Here is an 18,247-nt window from a genome sequence, read left to right as displayed (position 1 = left end):
ACGGCGACGCAGGGGGACGGGATGACGAGCAGGACCGTTGTACGCAGGACACTGGCCGCGACCGCGGTGCTCGCGCTCGCCACGGGCTGCTCGGCCCGGGCCGCGGACGGGCCGCCCGGTGCGGCCGGCACCGGCCCGGGCGACGCGGTCTCCGCCGTACCGTCGCCCTCGGACGACGGCCGCCCCCGAGACGAGAGCGCGACACCGTCCGAACGGCCCACTCCTGCCCCCGGAACGACAGAGACGAAGGGGAAGAAGGAAGAAGGGGAAGGGGAGAGGCGGGAGACGGGCGGCGCGGTGCTGATGCGGCAGGGCGACCGGGGTGACCGGGTGCGTGAGCTTCAGGCCCGGCTGGCGCAGATCGGCTGGTTCGACACCAGGCCCAGCGGCTTCTACGGAACGGTCACCGCCGCCTCGGTCCGTGGCTTCCAGGGCAAACGGGGACTGCCGTCGACCGGCTCCGTCACCACGGTCACCTGGGACAGACTGCTCGGTATGACCAAGCGGCCGACCCGGGCCGAACTGGACGGCAGGACCGTCGACAAGCCGAAGGCGAAGCCGGACCCGCGGTGCCTCGACGGCCGGGTGCTCTGCATCAGCAAGACGGCCCGCACCCTGTCGTGGATCGTGGACGGCACGGTCCGGTCGACGATGGACGTCCGCGTCGGCTCGCAGTACACCCCGACCCGTGAAGGCGTGTTCAGTGTCTTCCTGAAGTCCCGCGACCACGTCTCGACCCTGTACGACACCCCGATGCCGTACGCCCTCTTCTTCAGCGGCGGCCAGGCGGTCCACTACTCCGCCGAATTCGCCGCCGACGGCTATCGCGGGGCTTCGCACGGCTGCGTCAACGTCCGGGACCGGGCGGCCGTTGCCGCGCTCTTCGACCAGGTCCGCACCGGCGACAAGGTCGTCGTCCACTGGTGACCGTAGATCCGGGAGGGGAGAAGAAGGGGCGCGGGCGGGACCGGGGGAACGTGTCCCGCCCGCGCCGGTGCGCCAAGCCGTAGGTACGGGGGGAACCCCCGGCTTTATGGCGCTCGCCGATGACCAGTCGGCTCACTCTCTACAGCGCCACGGTGCTCGGAAATGTCACAGCACCACGAACATCATCGGAAAATCGCAGCTCGGGGGCGTGTGGGAGGGGTGGTCACTCCCGTTGAGGGGTGGGGCTGTTGGGGCCCCGGTCCCGGGGTGGCGGCCGTCAGACCAGCATCGTCGGCGGCAGCTCGACGGGGGCGATGGTGGTGCCGGGGCTGCCGGTCGCGTCCGTACCGGTGCCGGATCCGCTCGTCGTATCCGTCCGGCCGGGGGTCCCGCCCCACTGCTCCGTCGTGCTCTGTGCGCCCGCGCCCTGCCCGGCCTTGAGATCGCCGCCGCGGCCGTGGTGGTGGGGCGGTCCGCCGTTGCCGCGGCCGTGCCCGTTGGCGTTTCCGTTTCCGTTGCCGTTTCCGGGCCGGGAGTCCTGGGCACCGGTGCCCCCGCCCTGGATTCCCTGGAGGCCGCCCGGGGCACCGCCCTGACCGCCGCCGTTCCCCTTGCCCTTCCCGTTCCCCTTGTTCTTGCCCTTGCCCTTGCCGCCGCCGTTGGCGTTACCGGCTCCGTTTCCGTTTCCGGCGCCGTTGGCCTGGCCCTGGCTGCCGCGGCTCACACCGCTGCCCGCGCCCGGATGGGTATCCGCGCCGGCGGCCAGTACCGCCCCGCAGTACGCCGGCACCTGCGCCGGGTCCTTGGCCATCCGCTCCAGCAGCGCCCGCACCTGGGGCCGGGGAGCCCCGGCCCGGTATTCGCGGCAGGCCTTGACCATCCGCTGGGCGGAGGCGCCCTTCACTCCGGGTTTCGGCGGGGCGCCGATGCCCGTTCCCTCGACCGGCCGCGCGGGGGACGAACTGGGCGTTCCGGTGACGCCGGGCGGTACGCCCTCGGGTGCCGGGCCGCCGGGGGTACGGGGGGTGGCGTCGGGCAGCTCGCCCGGCCCTGCGGACACGGACGTACCCGTCGCCGAGGGGTCGGCTCCGTCGAAGGGAGAGGGCAGGAAGTCCGCTCCCGACGCGACGGCGACCCCGCCGAAGGCGAAACCGGCCACGACGGCCACGACCCCGAGCCGGAACGGGGCGCTCAGCTTCCCCCGGTATCCGGCCCGGCGGGATCTGCGCGGTTCCCGGGCGGCCCCCGGAGCCCGGGGCGCCAGCCGGACGACTCCCGAGTCGGAGGATCCGGCGGCGGTCGCCGCGCGGAAGGCGGCCACGGCGGCGGCCTCGCCGGGCAGTTCGACACCGGGGTGCTGTGCGCCTCGGGTCTCCGGGGCGGCGACCGAACGCAGCGCCCCGGCCAGCCGGGCGGCCTCGGCGCGTGCGGGTTCGCCGAGCTCGCCGAGCTCGCCGAAATTACAGACCGGTTCGCCGCGCATCAGACGCTCCGCCGTCACCTGGTCGAGCCACTCGTTCCGGTCGTCGGCCATCACATGTCCTTCTGCGTCCGCCACCAGGAATGCGTCACACCGGCGGACGCCGTCGCCCCCTGGTCCCGGCTGCGCTGCGGAGGTACGCCGTCGAGGCTGCGGACAGCCCCGTCGGCGCGGCCGGGGGCGGAGCGGGCCGAGGCGCTCAGCCCGTCGGACCCGGCCGGGTCCGCGGGAGCGCGCGCGGCGCCGTGGGACGGTTTCCCGGCCCGGCGGGAAGGAACGGACGGCTGCCCCGAGGGGTCCGGACTGACGCCCTCCGCATCGTCGGCGCCGAGCAGCTCGGCCAGCCGCTTCAGCCCGCGGTGAGCGGCGGTTCGGACGGCCCCCGGGCGCTTGCCGAGGGTGTGTGCGGCGCTCTTGGCGTCGAGCCCGACGACGACCCGCAGCACCACCGCCTCGGCCTGGTCCTGGGGCAGCTGGGCGATGAGCGCCATGGTGTGCCCGGTGGAGAGCGCCTCCATCGCCTCGTCGGCGGTGTCGGATTCGGCGGCCCGCCCGGTGAGCTCGGACTCGTCGCCGCCGACGGCGGGGCGCCGGCCCCGCATCCTGATGTGGTCGAGCGCCCGGTTGCGGGCGATCCGTGCGGCCCAGCCACGGAACCGGTCCGCGTCGCCGCTGAACCGTCCGAGGTCACGGGCTATCTGCAGCCATGCCTCGGATGTCACGTCTTCGGCGTCCGGCTCGCCGACGAGCGTCCGTACATAGCCGAGCAGCCGCGGGTGCACCGCGCGGTACACAGAACGGAACGCGCACTCGTCCCCGTTCTGCGCCGCGAGCACCGCGGTGGTCAGCTCCGCGTCGTCCCCCAGCACAACCTCTACCTGTACCTGTTCGGATTCGCTGGTCAGTGCTGTACCGCTCTGCCCTGAGCACTCCTACGAGACCAGCACGCTACGTCGTGGCAAGGCGCCCCGTCCATGGTTTGTACAACTTGCAACAATATTCCGGACGAGTCTGTACGGAAGGGCTGTGACAGAAATGGCCCGCCCGGCGCAGAGTGGGTTACGGGGCCGTACCGCGGACCCTGCGGACGACGACCGGGGCCTCTCCTGTGGGGGGTGGTGGTCCCGGTCGTCTCCGTGTTTCTACGGCTCCGGCCTGCGGCGATGCCCTGTCCGGCAGCCCGGCGGGCAATCGCGCGACCCCTGCGCCGACCGCCGTCCACGGCCTTCCCGGGACCGCTGTCGCCCGACCGCGCCCGGCGCGGCTCCCCGGGCCCGCTCGGCGGCGCGACCGCGTGAGGGGTGTCTCACACGTACGGGCACCCGGACCGGGTCAGTGGGCGTGGATCGAACCCCAGTCGAAGTTCTGGCCGTGGCCCGTGCCGGATCCCCCGGTCCGGACCTGGCCGCCGGCGTAGTAGGTGGCCTTGACGTCCGCGTTCGAGTTCCTTGAAGTGAGCCAGTCCCCCAGACGTTCCACACCCATGGGCTGGCGTCGAGCGCGTTGGTGGCGGGGACGGTGTCCGTACGGGCGGTGATCGGGACGTACCCGGTCTCGGCGAGCATGCGGGGCTTGGCGTAGTCGGCCAGCCCCCGGTAGTAGATGTTGGTGTAGTCCGGACTCTCGGGCGTACCGCCCCCGGAGCCGTACCGGGCGTTGTAGTCGTCGACGGCGACGACGTCCACGCGATCCGCGCCCGGGTAGTAGTTCCAGGGCACGTTGTTCCCGTTGGGTGTCCAGGCGTTGGGGGACCAGACGAAGATCAGGTTGTGGAGGCCCCTGGTCTTGACGAGGTAGTCGTACGTGATGGCCCACAGCTTCTTGTAGGAGGCCGGCGTTTTGCCGCCCCACCAGAACCAGGCGCCGTTCATCTCGTGGTACGGGCGCAGCAGCACCAGGATGTCGTAGGCGGCGAAGTAGGAGAGGTTGGCCGCGAGTATCTCCAGGTCAGCCAGGAGCGCCCGGTACTGGGGGGTGTCGGCGGCCCGGTCGACGACCAGATCGAACCACGCCTGGTCGGTGGTGATCGTGGCGGGCGGGTAGCCGGCGACATCGCCGGGGCGCCGGCCCGTGACCTGGGTGAGGACCTGGCTGAAGTCCTTGAGCGACGAACCCGGATTACGGCCCGGGCGTTCAGTGACGCCTGGGGGTCGCGGGTCGTGAGCTTCGGGTTGATCGGGGGCGCGACGGCAGCGGCGTTCGCGGTGGTCGAGGACACGACGGCGCGACCGCGGCGGTGCCGGAGGCGGCAAGGACGTTTCGTCTGCGCATGGTTCGGCTCTCCCCGCCGGACGATCCGGCGATGCCGCCCGGTCCGGACCGGGCAGCTGCACCGCGTCACGCGGCTGCCGGTGGCCCACCCCGGTGTCACGGGCGCACCACCAGCAGCGTCGGCGACGAACCGAACGGACTACGAGCGCGGAACCGAGCAGCAGTCGGTTTGAGCGAAACCGGCAATGAAGGCCGCGAAGGCAACGGAATCAAAGAGAAGCACAGGGCCGGTCGAATTCTTCGAGTCGCGAACTATGACACCTCTCAGGTCGATGCCACTCGCTGAACACTCTGCAACCTCGACACAGTTCCCCTCACCTGCACTGGCACTCGCCTTGCGCCACTTGGCTTCGGGGAAATCCTTCGCGAGGAGCACCGGCCTGGACTTGTTCATCTGTAGTACCTCTTCTCCATTCCTTGCAGAAAAGCCAGCGAATCATCGGTTGACAACGCGGCGCCGACGATGCGCCCGAAGGCGTCGTCGAACAACCGGATCTCGTCACCTTCGGCGTAGCTGGTTCCCTTCAGATTCTCAATCTGTACGACCCCGGGCAGGGGCGGGGCGAACCCGAAGAGACTGAAGCCGCCCGCTCCACCCGGGTGCGGCGTGGCGTCGAGCGGCATGACCTGAATGGTGATTCCGGGGACCTCGGTCGTTTCGATGAGGCGCCGGATCTGGTCTCGCATCGTCTCCGGCCGACTGGCAAACCTCTGATGCAGGGCCGCCTCACCGATGACCGCAACGTAGCGCAGGGGTTCACCGCCCGGGCGGCTGAGGACCGATTGCCGGGCCACTCGGACCTCCGAGAGGGCATGAACCTCCTGCGGAGTCCGAGTAAGAGCGTGCGCCGCAATGGTTTCGCGAGCATAAGCAGGGGTTTGGAGTAGCCCGGGCACGAGATAGGGCGACCATTCTCGAATGCTCTCGGCATCCGCCTCCAGGGCGATGAGGTCCGCGTAGGACGATGCCACCACATCGCTGTACGAGGTCCACCAGCCCTTCCTGCCTGCGTCCTTCGCCATCGCCACCAGTGCGACAACCGCTCCTTCCTCGGTCACTCCGTAGAGCGCGAGCAGAGGCGCGACGTCCTTCGGCTGAAGCGCCGCCTTGGCATGTTCGATCCGCGACAGCTTGCCCGGATCCCAGCCCATGGCCCTGGCCGCAGCTTCTGCGCTCATGCCGGCGTCGTTGCGGTAGCGCCGAACCTGGCTTCCGAGCCTTCGCCTGCGAACAGTTGGAACCAGGGGGATGGTCGGCATCGCGGACTCACTCTCTCGCTGGGTTGATGGTCTCTCAACCGGCGGGTATCTCGCACCCCCTTGAGGGTGCGGAACGTCCCCATCCGGGTGCGGGCGACAAGCAAACGGGGTCGGCAATCTTTCACTCGGGTGGGGAGCTCGACCATTCGGGCACCCCATGAATGCGAACAACCATACTTTACTTGGGGATTGATACCCCAAGCTTGCGACCTTCGTTCTGCGCGTGCACACTCGTCATGACGGTCCGTAACTCTGCGGAATCGCCGGATTCCCCGTGCGGGCAACCCCGACACCGGGGCGCCCTCCCAGTAGGCCCTGCTTCCGGCCGCATCTGAGAGCGAAAAACCCCTTCGACCCTTTCCGAGGCCGACATGACAACGCGCCAAAGCAGTACCCCACTGCCGCCGTTAGGCGAGGGGCCAGCCGATACCTTCCGCGCGAAGGCGGTAGGCACTCCCGGTTACAGCCGGCCCCTTCCCCTCTCGCCGGCCGTTGCGCACCAGGCCCGTTCCCTGGTCTGCACCGCCTTGAGCGCATGGGGTCTGTCAGGGCTGGAGCAAGACGGGAAGCAAGTCGTGACCGAGCTCGTGGCCAACGTCGTCCGCCACACGAGATGCCATCGGTTGACACTCGACGTGGAACGGCGTGGCGAGGGCACCGTGAGGATCGGCGTGGCCGACGAGTCCCACGCTCTACCGGAGGAGCGCGCCTCCTGCGAGGACGATGTGACGGGGCGCGGCCTCCGCATCATTGGAGAGTTGAGCCACGCCTGGGGCTGCGAGAAACACCACTGGGGAAAGATCGTGTGGGCGGATCTGGTCGCGTCCCCTACCACTGAGCGTGAATGCTGATCGTGCCATCTCGCGACAGCTCACAGGAACTGGGAGCAACCGCCCTGGATCCGCCAGGCAACTCTCGGAACTTCGACGGCCGCCTTTGGGAATCAGGACTTTGCTGGCTCTACTGCCGCCGTCCGGGCGTACCCGTGATCTGGATAGGCCCCGTGTCTGCAGCAGGCAGGACAGCCGCTATGTACGCATGCCGACACTGCATTGCCGAACTTGAATTCATGGTGGACCGCGATGTCGAGCGCACCGATTCCCTCGACTCTTGACCCCATCCCCTGCCACCACAGTTTCCGAACCTGCGTGCAGCAACGTGTAACCGCCTGTACCCGCACGAGAGGAAGCCCGAACGGTGCATCAGCTCATAGCGGCCCAGCAGGGCCCTCGGTACATCGTGGCTCGCCCCGGAGCACCCGGCGGTATTCTGCTCCCCGCCGCGCAGTTCCACACGCTGAAGTCAGCAGCGGAGAGCCGGGCTCCGGTCCCGGCATGGCTGTCCGACAAGGCCGAGGCCGCCTGGGGGCTCGACCTCGGCGGGCAGGCAACCGCCGAGACCGTCCTGATCCGGCCCTCCTCCGTGCTTGGGTACAGCCGGGCCACATGGGAGATCAACAAGGGCTGCAACTTCAACTGCGAGCACTGCTACCTCGCGCAGCGTGTCTTCGAGGGCCTGAACTGGGACGACAAGAAGCGGCTCCTGCACATCATTCGGGACTCGGGCGCCCTGTGGCTCCAGTTCACCGGCGGCGAGCCCACCATCGACCGTGACTTCCACCGCGCCTGGGCGTACGCGTCTCGGCTCGGCCTGCTCCTTGACCTGCTCACCAACGGATCGCGGCTTCACGATCCAAAGATCATCGACCTCCTGTGCACCCACCCTCCGCAGAAGGTCGTGGTCTCCCTCTACGGCGCGAGCAAGGAATCCGCAAGAGCGGTCACTCGCACACCCAGAGCGTTCGACCTGGTCATGCGCGGGCTGAGCGCAGCACGGAACGCCGGCATCGCTGTCGAGATCGCGCTCGTCGTCACCAAGGACAACACTCACGAACTCGATGCCATGCGCAAGATCGCCCATGAATATGCACGGTCGTACAAGGAGTACGCGAGCATTTCGCCGACCTACGACGGCCGGGCCGATCCGCTGGCTACCCAGGCTCCTGGTCATGGTGACCGCGCTCCCGTCTTCACCGGCTGCCCGGCAGGGCACACCTTCTTCCATGCCGACCCCTGGGGCAAGGCCACCATGTGCAAGGTCGGACGCGAGAATCCGATCGACCTCATGCGCGAAGGCGTCCACGGCCTGATGCGCCTTCCCGGCATCGCTGATGCCCAAATGCTTCGCACCGGAGAGTGCCGGGGCTGCACGCTCTCGGGAACCTGCCGGGTCTGCCGCCCCATGGCCAAGGCTTTCCAGGCTGCGAAGGCACCACTCGAAAAGTACTGCCAACACGGAAGGAAGGACGACCGAGCATGACGGCATTCTCTCTAGAGATCAGCAGTCCTCCACCTCCTGCCGAGGAGCCACTTGAGGCCGTCGTTGTCGACGATCTCGAAGCACTTGCCTCCGACGCGGCCACCGGCTGTGGCGACGACAACCCCTACAACTGAAGGTGACAACCAGCGCCGGGCCCGTCAGGAAGGCGGGCCCGGCGCCCCTCTTTGTGGCACGGTGCCTTCGTGGCTACCGCGCGCGTCCCTCTCGAAGAGCTGCCCGTCGGCCGTTTGACCGCACTCGCCCAGCGGCTCGGGCCCATCATCGGCATCACCAACGCCTCTGGCGGGCTCAACTCCGATGTCGCTGCTCGCGTCCTCACGTCCCAGGGCGCTTTCTACGTCAAGGGAATGCGTACGGACCATCCACGGGTATGGACCCAGGCCCGTGAAGCGTCGATCAATTCACTGGTCGCCGAGTCCGCCGGGCCGGGCCTCCGCTGGCGCGAGGTCGCGGACGGCTGGGACCTGAACGTTTTCGACGCGATCGACGGACACCATGCCGACTACCGTCCGGGCTCGGTCGACCTCCCCTTGGTGGCTCGTCTCCTGACCCACCTGTCCACCGTGCAGGCCGACGAGGGGCTTGAGCTGCGTCTCGCCGAGCAACGGCTCGGCAGCTACGCGGAATCGGCCTCGGACCTCGATCATTTCCGCGGGAACACCCTGTGCCACACCGACCTCAACAACGAGAACGTCATCGTCGCCGATGGACGGGCCCGACTGGTCGACTGGGCCTGGGCCACCCGCGGAGCCGCCTGGCTGGATGCCGCGTACTGGGTCATCTGGCTCATCGCGGCCGGCCGGCACCGACCATTCGCAGCGGAACGGACGGCCCGGCGGGTTCCCGCGTTCCGTAACGCACCGGATGCCGCCGTCACTGCCTTCGCCGTGGCCAACGCCAACCTCTGGGCCGAGATCACCGCCGGGGAGTCCGACCCCTGGACGGCCCGGGTGGACGCAGCGGCCCAAGCCTGGCTCAGACACCGCAGAGATCTGTGAATCAGATGCTGCAGAGGGTGCAGAGATCGACGACGACGAGGAGGTCGTCACGGCGGTCGGCCAGGCCGGGAAGAGGCCCATCGACGTCATCCGGCTCACCCAGCAGGCTTCCCCGACTCCTCTGTACACATCGACTTCGACGGAATCCGTCGTACTGGAGTTACTCGCCGGGAGCCGAGAGCGGCCCCGGGAATCCCCGCACCCCGCTTCCGGTCAGGCGCGGCCGGTGCCGCGGGCGCGGCGGGAGAGGGCGGCGGCCAGGACGCGGCGGCCCTCGGTGGCCGCGTTCAGGGCCTGGCGGAGTCCGGACGGGCCCTCGCCCGCGGCCAGCAGTTGCAGCATCCGGATCTGCCGTCGCAGCTCGCCCGTGGAGAGCGGGTCGACGGCCGGGGTCGCGGGGTCGTCGAGGGGGCCGGCGCCGAGGCGGCGGTGGAGGGCGAGGGCGGTGACGGAGCAGTCGCCCGCCCAGGCCCGCAGCGGGGCCGCCGACCATGCGGCGGGGGCGGTGTCCAGCATGGCGCGTACGGCGTCGGCCGCGTCGATACCGGCCGCGTCGTCCGCCTCCGCCGGGTCCGCACCCGCCCCGGTGTCGCGCTCCGGCGGGCCCTTCAGCAGCTCCCGTGCCTCCGCGAGGCGTACGGCCCAGTGGGCCGGGCCGTTGGCGAGGCCGGCCCACAGCGGGCGCAGCGCCTCCGGGCCCGCGGCCCCGTCACCCAGCAGCGGAAGGCAGCGTTCCAGACAGGCCACCCCGCTCGCGGCCAGGGCGCGTTCATCGGCACGCACCATGAGTTCTCTCAGGTCACTCAGGCCTTCGGACGTCACGGGACGCCTCCCCTCGCGGCATCGGCCGCTCACTCCATCAGCGCACTGGTGGCGCAAACTACTCTCTTCGGAGGGGGAAACGCCATGGCCCGGACGGGCCGGGGCGGCGCTCCGGTGAGGGCGGGGTGATGGTTTACCCCCTGTTCCTCCGCCAACTCGGCCCGGATCGTACACACTTACGCCGGAGCTCTGTTACATTCGGGCCACCCGGAGAGTGGCTTGCGGATGCCTTGTGACGCTCCGTTCGAGCCCCCGGGGACGCGGTGTGGGCCCGCACTCCCCCGGGCGGGCCCGCACTGCCGGGCACCGGCCCGGCCTCGCGGCGGTGCGTCAGCGGTTACGGGACAGCGGCGGCCAGGGCGGCAGAGGCGAGTACTGGTCCCTGACAGCTGCGGCCGCCTTCTCCGACTGCATGCTCGTGATCTTCCGTACGACGACGATTGCCAGGACGGCCGCGGCGATATTGATGATGCCGGCGGCCAGCAGCCACCCGGCGCCGGAGGCCACTTCGTCGATCGTCCATGCCTCGCGGTAGCGCTGGAAGCTGACCTGCCAGGTCAGCAGTCCGAACACAAAGAGGATCCACCAGAGGGTGAGGATCGTCGACCGCTGGGCTCCGCCGGCCTCGTCCGGGTTCCGTCGGCTCGCCTCCCAGATGGCGCCTGCGACAAGACGCGGAATGACCAGGCCGGCCAGGGGGATGAACCAGCCGCCGACGGCCCAGCCGCGGCCCCAGCGCGTGAGACGGGGCTCAAGGAGGGCTGCGGTGCCGCGGGCCGCGGCGAACCACACGATGAAGAGGATGCCGGTGCCCAGGAGCGCCAGCCCCTTGAGCAGGATCGCCACGGCCATGACAGCGTCCGCGTGGTCGGCGTCCGCCTCGGTGACGGAGAGGGGTGCATTCCGGAAGCCATCGGCTGCCTCCCACATGAGCAACGAGGAGCGGATCGCGAAGAGGTCGACGAATACGCCGATGCAGAGCAGCACGATCACCGCGTACGCCAGCGCCCGGGGCACCTTGACCGGGCGGGCCAGGGGCGCGGACGCGGGGGCGGCGCCGTCTCCGCGCGCTGCGGCCGCGGGCTGTCCGGCGACCGCGGCGGCGGCCGCGCACTGCTCGCACCGGTGCTGCGCGGTCGCGGCGGTGTTCCGTCGGCAGTTGGAGCAGAGAGTCATGGATCCGGCCCCCAGAGAGCAACAGCGGTACGACGACACCACGTCCGTTTCCCCTGACGACACGTCGTCTTCCGGCCACGGGCGTGTGCGGACGGTACGCCTCCGGTCGGCTCGGCGTCCAAACGAGGTCCCCGCCGTCCGGTGGGGGAACGCCCCGCGAACCGCAGCGGACGTTTGCACCATCAACCGGCCCCGGTCCTGCACCGGCCCGGAAAGGCAAGGCCTGCGTACCTGGGGCTGCGTGCCCGCAACCGGTGTCTCCCGCGGAGGCGGCCCGCCCTCGGAGCCGTACGGCAGGGCGGGAGCAGACCTCCGCAGGGGTCAGGATCCGGCCACGCGCCGGGCCAGGGTCTCGAACTCCGGCCAGCTCCGTGCCGGGGCCCGCTCGTCCCATACCTTCTGGGCCGTCGCCGCCAGCGGCAGCGCGATTCCGCGGGCCACCTGTTCCGGTGTCTGCGCGCCCGCCAGATCGCACCAGACGGCGAACCGGGCGCCGAGTATCCGCCCCTCGTACCGTCCGGGCACCGGCCGGGTGCCGCGCAGCACCAGCGGGGTCCACTCCTCGTAGATCCGCCGGCCGGTGGGGTAGGTGAAGTCGTTGGGTTCCCCGAGGACGTAGTAGAGGTACTCGTCGTTGAGGTTCACCACCGGACGCCCCTCCTCCAGATACTCCTCCGGCGGGCGGGCCCCGATCTCCTTGCCCGTCCAGTACTCCACCTGGACGTCCCGGTCGACGGCGACCCGGCCGCCGCGGAAGAAGCCGTCGTTCCACGCCTTGGGCACCCGGCCGAGGGCGCGCACCACGGCCGCCCGGTCGTTCACCCACCGGGTGGCCAGATCCGCCACCCGCCCCGCGGGGCCGTACTGTTCCCGGGCCAGGGCCGCCAGCGCCGGGAAGGACGCCTCGGGGTTCTTCCTCGTCAGCGCCTGGTACTCATCGCCCCCGAGATGCCAGTAGCGGCCGTCGAACAGCTCCGCGTACTCCCTGAGGAGTTCGTCGACGAGCCGCGCGGACGCCGGATTCCCGATATCGACGGCACCGGGCACCGGCCGTCCGGCCGCGTCCTTCAGCCGGAGTCCGGGATAGGCCTTCAGCACCGCGCCGAGATGGCCCGGGGAGTCGATCTCCGGGATCACGGTGATGTGGAGGGACGCGGCGAGCGCCAGGATCCGGCGGACCTCGGCCTTGGTCAGCCGCTCCGCCGAGACGACCTCGGGGTGGGTCGTGGACTCGATGCGGAACCCCTGGTCGTCGGAGAAGTGGAGCCCGAACTGGTTGATTTTCAGATCGGCGGCCTCGCGCAGCCGGTCCTCTATCCACCGTGCGCTGAACGGCTTGCGGGCGATGTCCACCATCAGCCCGCGCTGGGGACGGGCCGGGGCGTCGGTGACGGTGCCCTCCGGGACCGCTCCCCCGGAGCGCAGCGCCTGTTTCACGGTCCGGGTGCCGTAGAAGGCGCCGGCCTCGTCGCGGCCGGTGATCAGGGTCCGGCCGCCGCCGGTCCTGATGGTGTACGACTCGGGTCCGGCCGCGGCTTCCGCGTCCACCGCGAGTTCGATGTCACCGGTCCGTACGGGGGCGGTGCCCGCGTACGGGATTCCCAGCTCCCGGGCGAGCAGTCCGGCCTCGTCGGCGAGCCGCCCGGCCCCCGGGGCGACGACGACCCGGGAACCGGGGCCGGGCTTCCAGCCGGGGCCGCGGGCGGGATCGTGCCGGGCGACGGCGGGCACGGTCGCGGGCGCCGTCGACAGGGCCCGCCGGGGATCCGTACCGGGCGACGGCGGCCCCGGCACCGTCGGCGAGGAGACCGGTGAAGCGGAGGTCCGTGCGGTTCCGGTACCGGAGTCCGGGCCGGCTGTTCCGGATTCCGTGCACCCGCCCAGGGCGAGGGTGAGGAGTACGGCCCCGAGGGCCGTGCCGCGTATCCGTGGGGCTCCCGCGTTGCCTATCACTCCGCCGCCTCCTGCCTCGTCCGTCCGTACCCCGCTCAGCCGCTCCGTCGCCCGTGCACGCCACGGCCGTTCATTCGTCGTCGTCCATTCAGTCAGGAGCGTCAAGATCTGCCCATGTTCCGTCCATCACATGGTCTGAAACCCTCCCGTCCGGGTGAAAATCGCGCATCCGTCGGACGTCCACTCGTACACCTGGATAGCGTTGTGTCCCATTCGCCCCTCCCTCACCAGCACTCGATGACGCTCACGGCACCCCCTGCCGTTCTCCGCCCCGAGGAGCCCACGCTGTTCAGCGACGCCGAAACCGGGACCGGTCTGCCGGATGCCCTGCGGGGGCCCCGGGCGGTCTTACCCGCCCAGGCCACCGGCAGCCCCCGGGCCGCGGGCGGACCGCGGGACACCGGGGCGTCCCGGGGCACGGGCGGCGCTCCGCACCAGATTCGGACGGCCGGGGGCGTACGGCCACCGGAGAGCGCGCCGGACGGGCGCCGGACCGCACCGGGGGTGACCCGGCTCAACCAGGCGCCGCAGGAGGAGGCCGTCGCCGCGCTGCTCGCCTGCTGCGGCAGCACCCGCTGGGCCGAGCGGGTGGCCGCCCACCGCCCGTACCCGGACACCGGGGCCCTGCTGGCCGCCGCCGACGAGGCGAGTTACGACCTCGGACCCGGCGATCTGACCGAGGCGCTGGCCGACGAGTACCCCACCGGCCCGCATCCGGACGCCGCCCCGGGGCCGCACGTCCTGATGGCGCTGGCCGCCGCCCAGGACGCCTACGAGACCAGATTCGGGCACACGTTCGTGATCAGCCTCGACGGCTACCGGCCGGACGAGCAGGTGGACCAGGTCCTCGCGGGCATCCGGCTCCGCCTGACCCATGAACCGGAGCACGAGCGGGAGATCGCGGCCGAGCAGCTCCGCAGACTCGCCCGGGCCCGGCTGCGGCAGCTCGCCGCCGGAGGTACGGAACCGGAGCCGCGGCCGTGGAGCGGTCCCGCGGTGCCGGGCCGCCGCACCCGGTGAGTCGCGTCAGTCCGATGAGTGCCTTGAGTCCGATGAGTCCCGTGAGTCCGGTGGATCCGCCGCGCCCGGGGAACCCGTGACCCCGCCGAGCAGCCCGAACCAGGCCCGGTAAGCCTGTTAAGCCCGGTAAATCCCCAGCCCATCCGCGCCCCTCCCCCGGACGGCCGCACTCCGCCCGACCGGACCGAAGCCGCCCGGCAGCCCGCCGTCCGGCACCGCCCCGCGCCCCCGGCCGCCCGTCCGGAGAGGGCTTCCGGGACCGTCCCGCACCCCCCGTCGGCGTAGTCCGTCCGTGGCTCTTTGATTGCCGGTTTGATCACACCGGAGGACCCCGCGCGAACGAACCGACAAAGCGTCGCTACGATGGCCGGGGCCGGTGGACCGTACCCGGCCGGGCCAGACCGACAACCCAAGCCGGCAGGCCCCAGTCCCCGCTCCCGGAGGGTTCTTCCGTGCCGGCTGGAACGCTGTACCGCGGCCGGGAAGGAATGTGGTCCTGGGTGGCTCATCGAGTCACCGGCGTCCTCATCTTCTTCTTCCTGTTCGTTCATGTGCTGGACACCGCTCTCGTCCGCGTCTCGCCAGAGGACTACGACAAGGTCGTAGCCGTCTACAAGACGCCGATCGTCGCCCTGCTCGAATACGGCCTGGTGGCCGCCGTCCTCTTCCACGCGCTCAACGGCCTCCGGGTCATCGCCGTGGACTTCTGGTCGAAGGGTCCGCGCTACCAGAAGCAGATGCTCTGGACCGTGATGGGCATCTGGATCGTGCTGATGGCGGGCGCCCTGTACCCCGTCCTCGGTCACGCCGCACGCGAAGTCTTCGGAGGCTGACGCCGGTATGTCTGCTGACACCTCTTCCGCGATCGGTCCCGTCGAGACGGGTCCGCAGTCCGACGGATACGACGTCGACAACCCGGCGCCGCTCATCGAGCCGCCGCGCAAGCGGACCGGCCGGACCCCGCGCTCCACCCGCGGCAACTTCGAGATGGCCGCCTGGCTGTTCATGCGCCTGTCCGGCGTGGTGCTCGTCGTCCTGGTCATCGGCCACCTGATCATCCAGCTGGTCCTCGACGGCGGCGTCTCCAAGATCGGCTTCGCGTTTGTCGCGGGCCGCTGGGCGTCCCCGTTCTGGCAGGTCTGGGACCTGCTGATGCTCTGGCTCGCGATGCTGCACGGCGCCAACGGCCTGCGTACCGTCATCAACGACTACGCCGAGCGCCCGAACACGCGACTGTGGCTCAAGGGCCTGCTGTACACCGCCACGGTGTTCACCATCCTGCTGGGCACGCTGGTGATCTTCACCTTCGACCCGAACATCCGCTAGAGCCGGGGCTGACGACACCTCATGAAGATCCACAAGTACGACACCGTCATCGTCGGCGCCGGTGGCGCGGGCATGCGCGCGGCCATCGAGGCCACCAAGCGCAGCCGTACGGCGGTGCTGACCAAGCTCTACCCCACCCGCTCCCACACGGGCGCCGCGCAGGGCGGTATGGCCGCCGCGCTGGCGAACGTGGAGGAGGACAACTGGGAGTGGCACACCTTCGACACGGTCAAGGGCGGTGACTACCTGGTCGACCAGGACGCCGCCGAGATCCTGGCGAAGGAGGCCATCGACGCCGTCCTCGACCTGGAGAAGATGGGCCTGCCGTTCAACCGGACCCCGGACGGCACCATCGACCAGCGCCGCTTCGGCGGGCACTCCCGCAACCACGGCGAGGCCCCGGTCCGCCGGTCCTGCTATGCCGCGGACCGCACCGGCCACATGATCCTCCAGACGCTGTACCAGAACTGCGTCAAGGAGGGCGTGGAGTTCTTCAACGAGTTCTACGTGCTCGACCAGCTCATCACCGAGGTCGACGGGGTCAAGCACTCCGCCGGTGTGGTGGCCTACGAGCTGGCGACCGGCGAGATCCACATCTTCCAGGCGAAGGCCGTGATCTACGCCTCCGGCGGCACCGGCAAGTTCTTCAAGGTGACCTCCAATGCGCACACCCTCACCGGCGACGGCCAGGCGGCCTGCTACCGGCGCGGGCTGCCGCTGGAGGACATGGAGTTCTTCCAGTTCCACCCGACGGGCATCTGGCGCATGGGCATCCTGCTCACGGAGGGCGCCCGCGGTGAGGGCGGCATCCTGCGCAACAAGGACGGCGAGCGCTTCATGGAGAAGTACGCGCCCGTCATGAAGGACCTCGCCTCCCGCGACGTGGTCTCCCGCTCCATCTACACGGAGATCCGCGAGGGCCGCGGCTGCGGTCCCGAGGGCGACCACGTCTACCTCGACCTGACGCACCTCCCGCCGGAGCAGCTCGACGCCAAGCTGCCCGACATCACGGAGTTCGCGCGGACCTACCTCGGTATCGAGCCCTACACGGACCCGATTCCGATCCAGCCGACCGCGCACTACGCGATGGGCGGCATCCCGACCAACGTCGAGGGCGAGGTGCTGGCCGACAACACCACCGTCGTTCCGGGCCTGTACGCCGCCGGCGAGGTCGCCTGCGTCTCCGTGCACGGCGCCAACCGGCTGGGCACCAACTCGCTGCTCGACATCAACGTCTTCGGGCGCCGCTCCGGCATCGCCGCCGCCGAGTACTCGGCGAAGGCCGACTTCGTCGAGCTGCCGGAGAACCCGGCCTCGTTCGTCGAGGGCCTGGTCGAGAGCCTGCGCGAGTCCACGGGCAACGAGCGGGTCGCGGACATCCGCCGCGAGCTGCAGGAGACCATGGACGCCAACGTCATGGTGTTCCGCACCGAGCAGACCATCAAGACGGCCGTCGAGAAGATCGCCGAGCTGCGCGAGCGCTACAAGAACGTGTCCGTCCAGGACAAGGGCAAGCGCTTCAACACGGATCTGCTGGAGGCCGTGGAGCTGGGCAACCTGCTGGAGCTGGCCGAGGTCATGGCCGTGTCCGCGCTGGCGCGCAAGGAGTCCCGCGGCGGTCACTACCGCGAGGACTACCCCAACCGCGACGACGTCAACTTCATGCGTCACACCATGGCGTACCGCGAGGTCGGCGAGGACGGCTCCGAGACCGTCCGGCTCGACTACAAGCCGGTCGTCCAGACCCGCTACCAGCCGATGGAGCGTAAGTACTGATGGCTACCCCGACCCTGGACAAGGTGGAGGCGGAGGCGGCCGCCTCCTCGGACCTCATCACCGTCACGTTCCGGATCCGCCGGTTCAACCCGGAGATCTCCGAGCACGCGGTCTGGGAGGACTTCGAGCTGGAGATCGACCCCAAGGAGCGGGTCCTCGACGGGCTCCACAAGATCAAGTGGGACCTCGACGGCACGCTGACGTTCCGCCGGTCGTGCGCCCACGGCATCTGCGGTTCCGACGCGATGCGGATCAACGGCAAGAACAGGCTCGCCTGCAAGACGCTGATCAAGGACATCAACCCGGAGAAGCCGATCACGGTCGAGGCCATCAAGGGCCTGACGGTCCTCAAGGACCTGGTCGTGGACATGGAGCCGTTCTTCCAGGCGTACCGGGACGTCTTGCCGTTCTTGATCACCAAGGGGAACGAGCCCACCCGGGAGCGGCGCCAGTCCGCCGAGGACCGGGAGCGCTTCGACGACACCACCAAGTGCATCCTGTGCGCGGCCTGCACCACGTCGTGCCCGGTGTTCTGGAACGACGGGCAGTACTTCGGCCCGGCGGCGATCGTCAACGCGCACCGCTTCATCTTCGACTCGCGTGACGAGGCCGGGGAGCAGCGGCTGGAGATCCTCAACGACAAGGACGGCGTCTGGCGCTGCCGTACGACCTTCAACTGCACGGACGCCTGTCCGCGCGGTATCGAGGTCACCAAGGCGATTCAGGAAGTGAAGCGGGCGCTGATCACCCGCCGCTACTGACAGCGTGTTGGGCCGGAGGCCCCGTACCCCCGTTTCCGCGGGCGGTACGGGGCCTCCGCCGCGTCCCGGTCCGGGGCGGTCGGGGCGGGGCGAGGCGGGCCCGTCGTACCTCTTCCGTCGTACCCGTCCCGGAAATG

At 70.1% G+C, this 18,247-nt stretch carries 18 protein-coding genes; 10 read left to right on the top strand and 8 right to left on the bottom strand.

Features of this window, described 5'->3' with window-relative positions; all coding sequences use genetic code 11:
- Positions 1–21: 21 nt before the first annotated feature.
- On the top strand, positions 22–927 hold the full coding sequence (locus B7R87_RS20895; protein ID WP_006347079.1) for a L,D-transpeptidase family protein: 906 nt from the start codon (positions 22–24) through the stop codon (positions 925–927).
- Between the two features lie 277 nt (positions 928–1,204).
- Here the strand turns inward: B7R87_RS20895 and B7R87_RS20890 are convergent, their stop codons facing one another.
- From B7R87_RS20890 to B7R87_RS20870, 5 genes are all read right to left on the bottom strand, one after another.
- Complete coding sequence (locus tag B7R87_RS20890; protein WP_130584878.1) at positions 1,205–2,461, bottom strand: hypothetical protein; 1,257 nt, start codon at positions 2,459–2,461, stop codon at positions 1,205–1,207.
- Positions 2,461–3,276, bottom strand: a complete 816-nt coding sequence (locus B7R87_RS20885; RefSeq protein WP_130584879.1) for an RNA polymerase sigma factor — start codon at positions 3,274–3,276, stop codon at positions 2,461–2,463. Before B7R87_RS20885 ends, B7R87_RS20890 begins: the two co-directional genes overlap by 1 nt.
- Positions 3,277–3,549: 273 nt before the next feature.
- Positions 3,550–4,659: a glycoside hydrolase family 26 protein gene (locus B7R87_RS20880; protein ID WP_157997796.1), complete on the bottom strand. Its 1,110-nt coding sequence runs from the start codon at positions 4,657–4,659 to the stop codon at positions 3,550–3,552.
- A 158-nt stretch (positions 4,660–4,817) separates the two neighbouring features.
- Positions 4,818–5,072, bottom strand: coding sequence for a DUF397 domain-containing protein (locus tag B7R87_RS20875; RefSeq protein WP_078902164.1), 255 nt, complete (start codon positions 5,070–5,072; stop codon positions 4,818–4,820).
- Positions 5,069–5,938 carry a helix-turn-helix domain-containing protein gene (locus tag B7R87_RS20870; protein WP_040914709.1) on the bottom strand — a complete coding sequence of 290 codons (870 nt, stop codon included), beginning with the start codon at positions 5,936–5,938 and terminating at the stop codon, positions 5,069–5,071. Before B7R87_RS20870 ends, B7R87_RS20875 begins: the two co-directional genes overlap by 4 nt.
- Positions 5,939–6,309: 371 nt before the next feature.
- Between B7R87_RS20870 and B7R87_RS34415 the strand changes: the two genes are divergently transcribed.
- The 4 genes from B7R87_RS34415 to B7R87_RS20855 all read left to right on the top strand — a co-directional run bounded on the left by B7R87_RS34415 (position 6,310) and on the right by B7R87_RS20855 (position 9,276).
- Positions 6,310–6,789 (top strand): ATP-binding protein, encoded by a 480-nt coding sequence (locus tag B7R87_RS34415; protein ID WP_063838388.1) that lies wholly within the window; start codon positions 6,310–6,312, stop codon positions 6,787–6,789.
- A 346-nt stretch (positions 6,790–7,135) separates the two neighbouring features.
- Positions 7,136–8,257 carry a radical SAM protein gene (locus B7R87_RS20860; RefSeq protein ID WP_006347085.1) on the top strand — a complete coding sequence of 374 codons (1,122 nt, stop codon included), beginning with the start codon at positions 7,136–7,138 and terminating at the stop codon, positions 8,255–8,257.
- On the top strand, positions 8,254–8,391 hold the full coding sequence (locus B7R87_RS33155; protein WP_164516007.1) for a hypothetical protein: 138 nt from the start codon (positions 8,254–8,256) through the stop codon (positions 8,389–8,391). Before B7R87_RS20860 ends, B7R87_RS33155 begins: the two co-directional genes overlap by 4 nt.
- A gap of 69 nt (positions 8,392–8,460) precedes the next feature.
- Complete coding sequence (locus tag B7R87_RS20855; RefSeq protein WP_040914716.1) at positions 8,461–9,276, top strand: aminoglycoside phosphotransferase; 816 nt, start codon at positions 8,461–8,463, stop codon at positions 9,274–9,276.
- 213 nt (positions 9,277–9,489) lie between these two features.
- Here the strand turns inward: B7R87_RS20855 and B7R87_RS20850 are convergent, their stop codons facing one another.
- The 3 genes from B7R87_RS20850 to B7R87_RS20840 form a co-directional block, all read right to left on the bottom strand.
- The gene (locus B7R87_RS20850) at positions 9,490–10,098 is read right to left on the bottom strand and encodes a hypothetical protein (protein WP_233168887.1); all 609 of its coding nucleotides are present in this window, start codon (positions 10,096–10,098) and stop codon (positions 9,490–9,492) included.
- A gap of 330 nt (positions 10,099–10,428) precedes the next feature.
- Positions 10,429–11,274 carry a DUF4328 domain-containing protein gene (locus B7R87_RS20845; protein ID WP_130584882.1) on the bottom strand — a complete coding sequence of 282 codons (846 nt, stop codon included), beginning with the start codon at positions 11,272–11,274 and terminating at the stop codon, positions 10,429–10,431.
- 321 nt (positions 11,275–11,595) lie between these two features.
- Complete coding sequence (locus B7R87_RS20840) at positions 11,596–13,227, bottom strand: beta-N-acetylhexosaminidase (RefSeq protein ID WP_130584935.1); 1,632 nt, start codon at positions 13,225–13,227, stop codon at positions 11,596–11,598.
- 237 nt (positions 13,228–13,464) lie between these two features.
- On the opposite strand from B7R87_RS20840, the gene B7R87_RS20835 reads away from it, so the two are divergent.
- The 5 genes from B7R87_RS20835 to B7R87_RS20815 all read left to right on the top strand — a co-directional run bounded on the left by B7R87_RS20835 (position 13,465) and on the right by B7R87_RS20815 (position 18,110).
- Complete coding sequence (locus tag B7R87_RS20835; RefSeq protein WP_006347090.1) at positions 13,465–14,247, top strand: 2-oxo-4-hydroxy-4-carboxy-5-ureidoimidazoline decarboxylase; 783 nt, start codon at positions 13,465–13,467, stop codon at positions 14,245–14,247.
- A 452-nt stretch (positions 14,248–14,699) separates the two neighbouring features.
- Positions 14,700–15,080, top strand: a complete 381-nt coding sequence (sdhC, locus tag B7R87_RS20830) for a succinate dehydrogenase, cytochrome b556 subunit (protein ID WP_078902167.1) — start codon at positions 14,700–14,702, stop codon at positions 15,078–15,080.
- A 7-nt stretch (positions 15,081–15,087) separates the two neighbouring features.
- Positions 15,088–15,573, top strand: a complete 486-nt coding sequence (locus B7R87_RS20825; RefSeq protein ID WP_006347092.1) for a succinate dehydrogenase hydrophobic membrane anchor subunit — start codon at positions 15,088–15,090, stop codon at positions 15,571–15,573.
- A gap of 21 nt (positions 15,574–15,594) precedes the next feature.
- Entirely contained in the window at positions 15,595–17,349 is a 1,755-nt protein-coding gene (gene sdhA, locus B7R87_RS20820) for a succinate dehydrogenase flavoprotein subunit (RefSeq protein ID WP_006347093.1), read from the top strand.
- Positions 17,349–18,110 carry a succinate dehydrogenase iron-sulfur subunit gene (locus B7R87_RS20815; RefSeq protein ID WP_006347094.1) on the top strand — a complete coding sequence of 254 codons (762 nt, stop codon included), beginning with the start codon at positions 17,349–17,351 and terminating at the stop codon, positions 18,108–18,110. Before sdhA ends, B7R87_RS20815 begins: the two co-directional genes overlap by 1 nt.
- Positions 18,111–18,247 lie beyond the last annotated feature (137 nt).

Source organism: Streptomyces tsukubensis (genome assembly GCF_003932715.1).
Classification (GTDB): Bacteria; Actinomycetota; Actinomycetes; order Streptomycetales; family Streptomycetaceae; genus Streptomyces; species Streptomyces tsukubensis.
The sequence above is the reverse complement of the archived record's forward strand: the minus strand, read 5'-3'. Positions and strand labels throughout refer to the sequence as shown.